The sequence below is a fragment of the Paenibacillus sp. Y301 genome, from assembly GCF_059445505.1.
The window spans coordinates 20,236-32,256 of sequence record NZ_JCAIUL010000022.1 but is presented as its reverse complement, the minus strand read 5'-3'; the positions used below and the strand labels follow the sequence as shown (position 1 = coordinate 32,256).

Here is a 12,021-nt window from a genome sequence, read left to right as displayed (position 1 = left end):
ACTCCTCCGTATTAACCATGCTCTCTAATTATTCTTATTGGCATTATGACAGTCTCGGACAATGGGATGCCGCACGTTTACGGTAGTCCCAATTCCTAGTTCACTCTCGATACTTATTCCATACGCTTCGCCATAGTTAAGACGGATCCTCGCTTGCACGTTAAGAATACCGTAACCACTACCGGAGCTATTCGGAATGGGATTCTCCGGTTCACTGGACTGATTGTCCATGCCTACAATATCAAACTTATGTCTTAAAAGCGTGAGCCGCTCGGGTAACATACCTGCTCCATTATCACGCACCGTTAAATGTAGATCTCCTTCTCGTTCAGCCACATCAATAGCGATATGCCCCGGACCTCTACGTTCCTTAATCCCATGATAAATAGCATTCTCGACGATCGGCTGTAGTAATAACTTCAATACCTGAAGCTCCTCAAGCTCACTATCGACATTAATACTATAGGTTAGCTTGTTACTGTAACGAACGTGTTGAATTTTTAAATAGCTGACAATATGCTCGAGTTCATCTGCTAGAGGAATAATATCACTCCCCTTGCTAAGTCCCAGGCGGAAGAGTCTAGATAGGGATTGGACAACTTCAGCGATATCTTCGGCTCCTTTATTACGTGACATCCAATGGATGGTATCTAGCGTATTATATAGAAAATGAGGCTTAATCTGCGCCTGCAGACTACGTAGCTCGGCCTCCCGCTTCTGCCGTTCCTGAAGTTCTGTTAACGACAGCAATCGGCTAATCTGAGCTAACATCGTATTGAAACGCCTACCTAACATCCCAATCTCGTCCGAACGATTTCCCCAATAACGTATCGTCAAGTCCCCTGATTGTGCTTTATTCATGAATGACATCAACTGTGCAATAGGACGCGATATGGATGTTGCTAGATAAAATGAGGCGGTCATGCCCAACATACAGACTACGAATACAAAGATGACAACATTAAACGTAATCTCCCGTACGCTATAAGCCGACTCCTCCATCGGAAATACACCCACGGTCGTCCAATTAGTAAATGGCGATGTCCTGTATATCAATTGTAGATGACGATCCCCAACCTTATCAGAGGTAATGCCAGAGGTCTCAGTGAATAGCTCTGTGGGAATATTCTTCATAAAAGGTTGCCGAGGTGCATAGATTATATCTCCGCTACTATTGACTACCGTTAAATATCCGGTCTTTCCTAACGTAACATCACGAGCTGTCTCCGCAATCACACGAAGCTTCAGATCAACCAGAACGACACCCTGAACGATCTGAGTCTCTGGATCAATAATCGCTCGAACAGCCGAGACAATTTCACTTTCCTTGTAATCCACATGAGACATAACAGCCCTTCCATAGGGTTGTCCGATAATTTTGAATATCCCTTTATTAGCTACCGCTTCCTTATACCATTCTTCTTCCGTCGCAAGCGTGCCTGGGCGAGTGTACATCTCATTACTAATGGATTCTCCATCCTTATTTACAATCATAATCCCAGCAATCTCGGAACTAAGTGTCGTAAAACCCTGCAAAAACTTACGAATGTTATATTCAGCAGATTCACCGTTTTCTGTCGCGTCCGGTTTCATCTGGCCCTTTAAAAAGGTCTGCACACCTGGATCAAATGATATTAAATAAGAGATTTTTTGCAGATTCTCCACATCGTTCTCTAGAGCTGTATTCACTTTTCCAATTAACTGCATTGTATTCTCATTGCTCTGCTCTTCTACAATCCGATCAACCGTCCAGCCGATTAGAAGTCCTAGACCAATGGCAGGCAGGATACTAATTAATAAGAAATGGATGATCAACTTATATCGTAAGGGCATATTATTCAGTTTCAACTTATCCATCGTCAATCTGCGACTATCTCTCATTGGTCTCCTCCTGTGATGTAGTGTCTACTTGGCATAGTAATTATCGACATTCGCCTTGGTAACCACATCAATACCTGTATCCAATGAATCTGGAACAGGCACAGGCTTATTATTCATATACACAGAGTCATCCATAACAAGATCTCGATGAAGCTGAAATAGTTCCATTAGTGACCAATATCCCATATTCCATGTACCTTGGGCCATCGTCGCGGAGATCGTACCCTCTTTCACAAGATCGAGTGTACCCTTGTCCGTATCGAAGCTAATAATGATGGGTGGCGTTTCCCTTGATTGATGTGCTTTTACTGCTTCAGCCACACCAATGCCACCTCTAGATTCAGTAGCAAAGATACCCGTTAGATTAGGAAATTCGGATAGGACACCTTCAATAGCGTGCCTCGAGGCGATTTGGTCTCCACGTCCGTCTTTCACGGACACAACTTTCATATTAGGATATTCACTTGTGATCGTGTCACGGAAGCCGTTCGTCCGTTCCTGATGATTGTGCTGGTCGAGCGTTGTAACAATAGCTACTTCTCCACTACCACCTGTCATTTGAGCCATCGTATGTGCTGCTTCAATACCCGCACTATAATTATTCGTTCCTAGAAAGGAGTACGCCTTACTATCTGGGGCTCCGGAATCAAATAAAACCACCGGAATTCCACTCTCAACGGCTTTGTTTATCGTAGCAGTAAGTAACTTCGAGTTCACAGCCGAGATGGCAATACCCGTGGGTTTCTTCGCAATGACCTGTTCCAGCACCGTCATCTGCTCATTCGCATCATGTTGTGTTGAACCATGGTATTCGACAGAAACATTCAGTTCTTCCGCTCGATCTTCGAAGCCTTTAAGAACACTTTTCCAATAATCGATACCGACCTGAAAGGTGACCATAACATACGTATCTTCGATATTGCCGCGTAAACCGACCGAATCCCAAGGATCAGCAGATTCCGTATGTTGCTTATAATTCAAGACATAGACTATGAAAATTCCGATAAGCAAAATATACACAAGCCATAACTTCTTCACAATGTAACCCCTTTCAAAAGTGTTTACAGGTATTCGAAACCAAGCCCATCAACCCTTTTTTTAATATACACCGCGAAAGAAAAAAGGAACACTGTATACGATTTAATTCGGGAATATCTTTATCCCAAACCTCTCAGTGGATACGACATCTATCATCCGAACGTAGGAATTCGATCATTTATCTCTCTTTATTAAATGTCAGGCAATATGACATAAATTAATAAAAGTAATTGTTAAAACTTCATTTTACTGGTAATATTTCTAAAAAGATTCGCATTAACGAGGGGGAAATGAAAATGAAAAAGTGGTTTGCGTTAGCAATAATAACACTGTCTGTGGTTGGGCTTGTGGGTTGTAACTCGAGTGACAAGATTAAGATTGCAACAGATGCTACCTATGCTCCTATGGAATACATGGATAAGGACAAGATCACCGGCTTCGATATTGATTTCCTCGCAGAAGTCATGAAAGAGGCAGGCATTGAGTACGACATTAAGAATATCGGATGGGACACGATGCTTGAGAGTGTAAAACAAGGCAAGGAGTATAAAGGAGGCATCTCGAGCGTATCTATTACAGACGAGCGTAAACAGACTTACGATTTCTCTGCACCCTATTTCGAGTCTACTAATATGATCATGGTCAGAGAAGATAGCCCTGTTAAGACTGCACTTGATCTAAAAGATCTGAATGTGGCTGTTCAAGGCGCTACAACAGCGGATACCCTTATGTCTGGCATTATGGGTCAAACCAGTTCAAATCTAAAAAGATTTGATAGCAACACCCTAGCACTTATGGACCTTTCAAAAGGTGGTGCAGATGCAGTAGTAGCAGACGTAGCGATTGTTCGGGAATACATGAAAAATAATCCAAAATCTAAATTAATAGGCATCTTAGATCCGGTTAACTTCGATTCCGAGTATTATGGCATCATTTTTCCGAAAGGTAGCGATCTGAAGGCTAAGGTTGATCCTGCTATTAAAAAAGTGATCGAGAACGGGAAATATGCAGAACTATATACAAAATGGTTCGGCGAAGCACCTGACACAACGAATTTATTAAAATTACAGTAAATAACTATAAGCATGCGTAACGTTCATTGCTTACGCATGCTTACATTTTGGAAAGGAAGAGTCTTATGGATTTCAGACTGGATATTATTCTCGATTACCTCCCCATTGTCTTAAAAGGCTCTTTGTTAACCATAGGTATCTCCATTCTGTCCATCATCGCTGGATCAGTTCTCGGGCTGGTCATTGGATTTGGCAAAATGTCATCCAAATGGATACTACGCTGGCCTATGAGTGCCTACATTAATTTCTTTCGGGGTACGCCACTGTATGTTCAAATCTTAATGGTACACTTTGGCCTGGTTCCTCTCATATTCGGAAGTACCGAACCGATTACGGCAGCCATTCTTGCACTTTCACTGAACTCAGCAGCGTATTCTGCCGAAATATTCAGAGCAGGTATTCAATCCATAAGTGCAGGCCAATCCGAAGCTGCCTATTCACTTGGGATGTCACACAGACAAGCTATGCGATTCATCATTTTACCACAAGCCATTAAACGAATGATTCCCGCTTTTGGTAACGAATTTATTGTACTAGTTAAGGACTCTTCATTGGTAGCCATTATTGGCGCTCAAGAGATTATGTATTGGAGTAACGGAATGAGCGGCCAATACTCCCGGATCTGGGAACCTTACCTTTTAGCTTCACTCATCTATTTCATCCTTACATATTCGTTAAGTAAACTATTAACTGTGCTAGAAGGGAGATTGAGCTGAGTATGGATCCCATGATACACGTTACGGATTTAAATAAGTCCTTCGGTTCACATACCGTTCTTAAACAGGTTAATCTGAAGGTACACAACCAAGAAGTCGTCGTTATTATTGGACCCTCCGGATCTGGTAAATCAACGTTTCTTCGTTGTTTGAATCTGTTAGAGCAACCACAAGGTGGCGACATTATTATCGAAGGTCAGTCCTTAATGGATCCCAATACTAAGATTTCTGAGATCCGCACCGAAGTGGGTATGGTGTTCCAACAATTTAATCTGTTCCCACATATGAAAGTCATAGACAACATCACCATCTCACCTATTCAAGTCCGTAAGTGGTCTATTGAGAAAGCACGAAACAAAGCGATTGAATTACTCACAAAAGTAGGGCTATCAGAAAAAGCAAACGTATACCCTAATTCCTTATCGGGTGGCCAAGCCCAACGTGTCGCAATTGCACGAGCATTAGCTATGGAGCCTAAGATTATGTTGTTCGATGAACCTACTTCCGCTCTAGATCCAGAAATGGTAGGAGAAGTGCTATCGGTCATGAAGGATTTAGCTAAAGAAGGAATGACCATGGTCGTGGTTACCCATGAGATGGGGTTCGCTCGCGAGGTTGGAGATCGTGTGTTATTCATGGAAGAAGGTGTTATCGTGGAAGAGGGTACACCCGAAGAAATCTTCGAGCGTCCAACCCACGAAAGAACGAAATCTTTTTTATCTAAAGTCCTGTAAGGGTCCATCCTCATTCAAGCAAGCGCTATGTTCACAACATTCTCTATTCATGAATTGCGCGCTTTGCGAGGATCTGTAGAACTACATCGTCCATCGGAGGGTTATGTAGACCCGCACGCACATCACGGTACATTCTCTCCAAGGGTAGGTTACGTGATAGACTTGTAGCCCCAACGATACGCATCGCTTTATCCACAATACGCATGGCGTGATTGGTTGCAATGTATTTGGCGAGTCCAAGGTCTGGCTTCAGCGCAACTCTTCCAGCAGGATCACGATCCCAACGATCGGCTACGGAATATAGCAAGGTACGTGCTGTAATCAACTCCGCCTCCATCTCCCCAATCTGTTGCTGAATACGTGGTAACTCTGCAATAGGTCCAGGTAGACTATTCGGTTGATAATTCTTAGCGAACTCTACTGCGAAATTACGGGCAGCATAGGCAATACCGATATAACATGCTGGAATATGAAGAAGCGATCCGCCCCCATCATCTGTCACTTGCTGTTGCTTCGATACAAGCGAAAGGCTAATCACCTCATGGTCAGGCACAAATACATGATGTAGAATCACATCATGGCTTCCTGTAGCACGCATACCTAGAGTATCCCAGGTCTCTTCGATACTAAATCCAGGGCCTTTTCGAACGAAAAACTCGCCTACCTCGTCTGTACCCTCAATCCCCGCTGAGATCGTAAAGTGTTCTACAATGGGGCTTAACGAACTGAACGTTTTGCGTCCACTAATGGACCAACCCCCATCTACTTTAACTGCTGTCGTCTGGGGCTTACCGCCTCGTGTTGGACTTCCGGTTGCTTGTTCGCTGGCAAAATGATTGATGATCGCTCCATCCTTAACCACTTCTTCGCTGAACCGCGAGAATAAGTCTTCAGGCCAACGATTCGTATATCGTAGACTTAACATCATATGCATGTGCCAACCCACTGCTAAAGCAGTTGAACCATCACCACGAGCGATTCTTTCCTGTGCAATGACCATTTCATAGAGAGATATTTCTTCCCCTCCATATTTCTTCGATACGACTAGTTTCAAAAATCCCGAATCCCGTAAATCCGTAAAATTATCGAAGGGAAATGAACCATCCCTATCATGTTTCGATGCACGTTCTGCAAACTTTATAGCTAGTTGATCCGCCAGTAAGGCTATTTCAGCCTCTCTTTCATTACGTATACAAAAGTCTGATATCCGCTGTTGTGTCATGGCGATATAGCCTCCCCTTCATCAATCCCTATTATAACAGTATAGTTTACTTGGAATTAATATTAAAGTAGGTTTTAATCACGAATCGTGGCTATGCATGTCCGCATGATATCCCAAATATGTAGAAGCACAAAGGACTGCCTGCCCGCGTTTGGATCACAAACGCCGAATCAAGGGAGACCATCAGTGTTATTCTGTAAGAGACTGGGGGACTTCTCCAGTCTACCCTCCCTCTTTCACTCCATGAACGAGCGTTCGTTTGAGGCATCGTATTTTAGAGTGTCGATTTTGATTCTGTTTCCCCACTTTGTTAAACTGCGACGTTCTAAGAAGAGTGCGATGATCATCCGAGCTGTCATCCTCACTCGACCGTGAGCACGATCTTGCCTTGGATGTGACCATGGGCGGCTCGTTCGTGCGCCTTGCGAGCATCGGCAAGTGGAAACGTGCTGTCGATGGCGACGCGAATCGTTCCAGTATCGAGCAAGCGTCCGACTTCAGTCAGCTGCGGGCCGTTCGAGCGCACTTGGGTCATCGAGACCGTGACTCCCAGCTTCGCAGCTTCCTCAGCGTCGGAGAATCCTAAGAACACCGGGAACAAAGCACCGCCACGCTTGAGCGTACGCAAGAAACGACCAGTGGTGGGACCACCGAGAGAATCGAGGACGAGATCAAGGTCATGTGCGATGTCCTCGGGAGGGCTCTTGGTGTAGTCGATGAATTCGTCGGCACCAAGCTCGCGCAGGAACGACTCATGTTTGCCCGATGCTACCGCGATAACGTGCGCACCCTTCCATTTAGCAAGCTGCACCGCGAAATGTCCTACGCCCCCCGCGGCACCATTCACTAGCACCTTCTTGCCGCCCAGCGGCAACGGGCGATGCTTCTCCGGTTGAAGCGGGTTCGGTTCATTGTGCCCCAGCTCGATCAGGAACTGCCACGCGGTGAGAACTGCCATCGGCGCCCCTGCAGCGTACACGTGATCGATGCCAGCTGGCTTGAGTGCAAGGTCCGACGCCGGCGCGGCGACGTACTCGGCATAAGCAGCGCTCTCCCCAAAGCTAGGAAAGCGAACCATGCCGAACACCTCATCGCCAACGGAAAAGTCCTGCACATCCGTGGCTCCCGCCGCTAGGTGGGGGCTATTTGGCCTACTGATACTTGATAAATGGCTTTTGACGCCCCGTTACTTTAAGTGTAATTCTTCACAATCCCTAATTTCTGCTTAACCTTATTCGATAATAGACTCTCATAGTTGTAACAACCAATCCAATGATGAAAACAATTGCCGATAAGATCATCGCTGCTGGCCAAATACCAAAAGCATCTATCGTTGTAGAACTATTATCCTGTAGTGTCGGAACAATAAAGAATATCCATCCGATACCCGTGACTGGCACCAATTGCGGGATTAACCGCAGATAAAATCTCCAAACAGGATGTTGTTTTCGTTTATTCGACCATTTTTCACTTCGGATCATTCCTCTGATTCCTAAAACCAGGTATATCAATGTAATGATACCAAGTGATAAATCAATTATTGTAGGTACAGGGGCTTTCATTTTGGGTTCGTGTCCCTCAGTCAATTGAATAATCCCTGAACTAATCTCATATGCATGTTCTAAAGTAGTGGTATAGCTATTGAGTAATACAGCTACTGCATACCCACTACTTGGAACGATGTCTTGTTGAGTTTGATAAGTAGTTAACGTACCACTATGTGAAATGCGAGCAGGTTTTACGTTTAGAGAACTTAATGACCAGCCAAGTCCGTATTTTTCACTTCCGGGTTGCGGTGAATAAGATTCTTCCAATAATTCTTTTGATAATAATTGTTCTCCTAATTCATTTTTCCCCTCGTTCGTGTGCATAGAAAGCCATTTCCCCATATCTGATGCTGTTGATATGACTCCTCCTGACCCCATAAACATATTTTCAAGCCCTGTCCATGGTATTGCAGTTCCATATGCCGTTACATATCCTTTTGGTAGCCCTTGTACAGGATCTCCGGAGTTCACAGCCGTGAGCGAGTCATTCATCCCTAGTGGAGAGAATACTTTTTGCTTAAGATAATCAGAAAACTCGATGCCACTCACTTTTTCTACTAAAAAAGCTGAAATCCAGTAACTCGGATTGCTATAGGCATATTTCTCTCCAGGTTGCGATTGAAGTTTCAAGTCATGTAAACGCTCCACACCCGATTTTAAGTTATTCGCTGGAGCTACAATGGTTGGATTCGGAATCCCTGATGTGTGACTCAATAGTTGACGTATTGTAACTTCTTTCCATCTAGAATCATCAAGTTTAACTTCTGGTAGATATTTTACTACTGGGTCATCCAATTGGATTTTTCCTTCATCAACCAATTGTAAAACGGCAAATGACGTAAATGTTTTGGAAACAGAACCTATTCTCAAGAGCGACTTTTCTGTTAAGGGTTTCTCATCAGAATCGTGGCCATAACCTTTTTCGTACAGTATATTGCCTTCTTTTACAATTACAATGGATGTACCGGGCAGTCCGTTTCGTTCGAGATACTTCGTAACAAATTCATCAACATCTGCTGTATCGAACGATTCAGCAGCCTGAGCTGATAAAGGATGGTTCCATAAGTTCAATAAAATAATTGCCATTAGAAAAACAATACCTAGTTTCTTACACATATACTACTCCATTCTAAATTCTATATTTATTTATTTTTCACTGTTTCCCATTCACAAATGATGGACAGTTGCCCATCATTTAGCTTTCCCGTAATCGTCCCGCTCATTTTTTCCATAAAGTTTTTTATAATCGACAAGCCTAGCCCGGTACTTTGGCGCGAACGGGATTGATCTGCCATATAAAATCGGTCAAACATCCGGTCAACATCTTTGTCAGTTAATGAAGGGGCATCATTTTTCACAAGTATCGGAATTAAGTAAATATAATGCGCTATCATTTCGGATAATGGTAGCCTTTTTTATTTTCTTATAATGCGAAATAGCACTTAAAACAGGTGCAAAATAACGCCAAAAGTGACAGATGATGAAGCCTTTAGATGTCTGTTATTTTACTATTTAAATATTTACTATCATTTTCATGGGATTCCGTAACTCATATGGACAATTCATTTCGCGCTCTCAACAATGTAAACCGATTCATACGCACATGATGAGCTTCATGAAGACTACGATCAAGAAGTTCCTGCTCAATCCCAAGTTCTGACGGCTCCGTTGGTCCTCCTACTTTGTTTAAAAGGCTAGCTAGACTAGCTGCATCTGGAATAGTAGTGATCTCCTGTTGAATTTCCTCCCAATGTGCTTGAATAGCTGAAGCTCGATCCTTTAGCATCGCATTATCATCAGATGCCGTCATTTCCTTAGCGAATGAAGATTCGGCCAGTTGATGATATAGTTGTGAGATTTGTATACAAGCCACACCTACTTTGGCGCCATGTAACAGTTGTCTTTTGCCAAGACGAATATATTCCATTTCCCAGTAATGCGACAGATGATGCTCTGCACCCGAAGCGGAATGGGACTGACCGAACAACAACATGGCAAGCCCTGACTCAATTAAAGAACTAATTAGGGTGCGTATGCCCGCTTCATCCCGCTGTGCAATAAGATCGACTTGATCTACACAAGACTGTAGTGCATTCCTAGTGATATCTGCCACTGCTACCGAGTAAGGTTCCCCTGCAACAAGGCTTCCAAACTTCCAATCGAACAACGAGGTATACTTACCTATCATATCTCCAAATCCTGCGGCTACCATCGATCTAGGTGCTTGTGACAGAATTTCTAAATCTGCAAAAATAGCATCCGGACCAATCGCCTGAATCGTCGTTTTCTCTCCACGAAGAATAATAGGGGCCCCCTTGGAATTGAATCCATCCACGGAAGGCGCTGTTGGTACAGATATAAAAGAGATGCCTGTAGTATACGCAGTATATCGAGTGATATCGTGAATGGTTCCCGAACCTGCTGCCACAACAATATCAGGAGCGAGTCTCTGAATCTCTAGCACCAACTGAATAATGGAAGCCTCATCTGCGATGACATCCCCCTGATGATTAGGCTTGATAATCGTGACTTGATTAGCAATACCCACGTGACTTATGGATTCCTCAAGGGTTCTTCCTGCGATCTCATAGGTTATCGCATCTGCAACGATGATAACTTTAGAGTATGATTTCTCAACCAAATAGGATGCGACATGCTGAACTGCTCCATTCTCAATCATTAGATCCATTTCAATCGCTCTTAGAGCACTCTCATCTAGTTCAGGAGCTGCACGTTTAATTCGACTCATGATATCTGTCATAAGATCATCTCTTTTCTATTTATTGTGGGGTTTCCTTCGCCACTTCCACCTCGACCTATGATCTTCTGTAAATACGATTTAAAAGATTAGCTTCTTATTGGGATTTCAAAATGCTTTTCAAATCTGCAAGGGAATCCCAGATGTAATCCGGTTGCACATCACTTACTTCTGCTAATTCTCTACTAACAGATCCCGTCAATACAAGCGTAGTTACCATCCCAGCATTCTTACCAAGTGTAATATCAGATACAAGACTATCGCCTATGACCATACAACGCTCAGCAGGTAAACCTATCACTTCCAAAGCTGCTTCAGCCATTAAGCTGGAAGGCTTACCAATAACCACTTCTACCTTCTGATCGGTCGAAGACTCAATCGCACCAATCATACCTGCAACATCAATGGAGTCTCCCTCGTCACCTGGAAATGTCTTATCCGCATTCGTAGCAATCATCCGAGCTCCATGTCGAACAGCTCTAAATGCTTCATTTAATTCCTTATAGGTAAGCGTCTCATGCAGCGTAATGACTAACCAATCAGCTTCTTCTGGTTTCTCGGCTAACTTAATACCCGCAATCGTAATCTCATCACGCAATCCCTGTTCACCTAATACCCATACCTGACAATCCTTATGATGGTTCTTTAGATATGTAGCCGTTACCGTCGAAGTTAATAGAATCTCTTCTTCCTGAACATCAATACCCATTCCTTGCAATTTATCATGACACATCTTTCTCGATATATTCCCTCGATTGCTCAAGAACACTACGCGTTTACCGATAGACTTGATATAGGAAATACTATCCATTACCCCATCGATTGCCTGTTTCCCCTTATACACCGTTCCATCTAAATCTATTACAAACCCATCAATGTTTTCTAACATTGTGTCCATAACCACCTTTTATTCGAATCTTCATAAGCTTCATCCATAGATACATCTTCCTAATATTCACCATCAGTTGTCAACATTTGTTTGTTACATCAGCCTATTTAATGCGTCAAATTTAAAATGTGTACTCTAAACAACAAACAACAAACAACATCCC

The 12,021-nt window shown here is 43.3% G+C and carries 11 protein-coding genes; 3 read left to right on the top strand and 8 right to left on the bottom strand.

Annotated elements, in window-relative coordinates; translation table 11 throughout:
• Nucleotides 1-24: 24 nt before the first annotated feature.
• Nucleotides 25-1,881 (bottom strand): cache domain-containing sensor histidine kinase, encoded by a 1,857-nt coding sequence (locus tag AC1D69_RS23565; protein WP_495458549.1) that lies wholly within the window; start codon nt 1,879-1,881, stop codon nt 25-27.
• 24 nt (nt 1,882-1,905) lie between these two features.
• On the bottom strand, nt 1,906-2,919 hold the full coding sequence (locus AC1D69_RS23560; protein WP_495458548.1) for a substrate-binding domain-containing protein: 1,014 nt from the start codon (nt 2,917-2,919) through the stop codon (nt 1,906-1,908).
• A 296-nt stretch (nt 2,920-3,215) separates the two neighbouring features.
• Between AC1D69_RS23560 and AC1D69_RS23555 the strand changes: the two genes are divergently transcribed.
• From AC1D69_RS23555 to AC1D69_RS23545, 3 genes are all read left to right on the top strand, one after another.
• Nucleotides 3,216-3,992, top strand: coding sequence for a basic amino acid ABC transporter substrate-binding protein (locus tag AC1D69_RS23555; RefSeq protein ID WP_495458547.1), 777 nt, complete (start codon nt 3,216-3,218; stop codon nt 3,990-3,992).
• Nucleotides 3,993-4,057: 65 nt separating this feature from the next.
• Nucleotides 4,058-4,708, top strand: a complete 651-nt coding sequence (locus tag AC1D69_RS23550) for an amino acid ABC transporter permease (RefSeq protein ID WP_495458546.1) — start codon at nt 4,058-4,060, stop codon at nt 4,706-4,708.
• An 11-nt stretch (nt 4,709-4,719) separates the two neighbouring features.
• Nucleotides 4,720-5,442: an amino acid ABC transporter ATP-binding protein gene (locus AC1D69_RS23545; protein ID WP_495458566.1), complete on the top strand. Its 723-nt coding sequence runs from the start codon at nt 4,720-4,722 to the stop codon at nt 5,440-5,442.
• Between the two features lie 43 nt (nt 5,443-5,485).
• On the opposite strand, the gene AC1D69_RS23540 is transcribed toward AC1D69_RS23545, so the two are convergent.
• The 6 genes from AC1D69_RS23540 to AC1D69_RS23515 all read right to left on the bottom strand — a co-directional run bounded on the left by AC1D69_RS23540 (nt 5,486) and on the right by AC1D69_RS23515 (nt 11,858).
• A complete protein-coding gene (locus AC1D69_RS23540; RefSeq protein ID WP_495458545.1) occupies nt 5,486-6,664 on the bottom strand; it encodes an acyl-CoA dehydrogenase family protein in 1,179 nt (392 codons plus the stop codon).
• A 361-nt stretch (nt 6,665-7,025) separates the two neighbouring features.
• Entirely contained in the window at nt 7,026-7,778 is a 753-nt protein-coding gene (locus tag AC1D69_RS23535) for an NADP-dependent oxidoreductase (RefSeq protein WP_495458544.1), read from the bottom strand.
• 100 nt (nt 7,779-7,878) lie between these two features.
• Entirely contained in the window at nt 7,879-9,327 is a 1,449-nt protein-coding gene (locus AC1D69_RS23530) for a serine hydrolase domain-containing protein (RefSeq protein WP_495458543.1), read from the bottom strand.
• Between the two features lie 26 nt (nt 9,328-9,353).
• A complete protein-coding gene (locus AC1D69_RS23525) occupies nt 9,354-9,569 on the bottom strand; it encodes an ATP-binding protein (RefSeq protein ID WP_495458542.1) in 216 nt (71 codons plus the stop codon).
• A 191-nt stretch (nt 9,570-9,760) separates the two neighbouring features.
• Nucleotides 9,761-10,972: a sn-glycerol-1-phosphate dehydrogenase gene (locus AC1D69_RS23520; RefSeq protein WP_495458541.1), complete on the bottom strand. Its 1,212-nt coding sequence runs from the start codon at nt 10,970-10,972 to the stop codon at nt 9,761-9,763.
• A gap of 94 nt (nt 10,973-11,066) precedes the next feature.
• The gene (locus AC1D69_RS23515; RefSeq protein ID WP_495458540.1) at nt 11,067-11,858 is read right to left on the bottom strand and encodes an HAD-IIA family hydrolase; all 792 of its coding nucleotides are present in this window, start codon (nt 11,856-11,858) and stop codon (nt 11,067-11,069) included.
• Nucleotides 11,859-12,021 lie beyond the last annotated feature (163 nt).

Excerpts from the sequence above, each read along its gene's own strand:
- AC1D69_RS23565 (WP_495458549.1), bottom strand. The coding sequence starts at position 1,881 with ATGAGAGATAGTCGCAGATTGACGATGGATAAGTTGAAACTGAATAAT.
- AC1D69_RS23555 (WP_495458547.1), top strand. The coding sequence starts at position 3,216 with ATGAAAAAGTGGTTTGCGTTAGCAATAATAACACTGTCTGTGGTTGGG.
- AC1D69_RS23550 (WP_495458546.1), top strand. The coding sequence starts at position 4,058 with ATGGATTTCAGACTGGATATTATTCTCGATTACCTCCCCATTGTCTTA.
- AC1D69_RS23545 (WP_495458566.1), top strand. The coding sequence starts at position 4,720 with ATGATACACGTTACGGATTTAAATAAGTCCTTCGGTTCACATACCGTT.
- AC1D69_RS23540 (WP_495458545.1), bottom strand. The coding sequence starts at position 6,664 with ATGACACAACAGCGGATATCAGACTTTTGTATACGTAATGAAAGAGAG.
- AC1D69_RS23530 (WP_495458543.1), bottom strand. The coding sequence starts at position 9,327 with ATGTGTAAGAAACTAGGTATTGTTTTTCTAATGGCAATTATTTTATTG.
- AC1D69_RS23520 (WP_495458541.1), bottom strand. The coding sequence starts at position 10,972 with ATGACAGATATCATGAGTCGAATTAAACGTGCAGCTCCTGAACTAGAT.
- AC1D69_RS23515 (WP_495458540.1), bottom strand. The coding sequence starts at position 11,858 with ATGTTAGAAAACATTGATGGGTTTGTAATAGATTTAGATGGAACGGTG.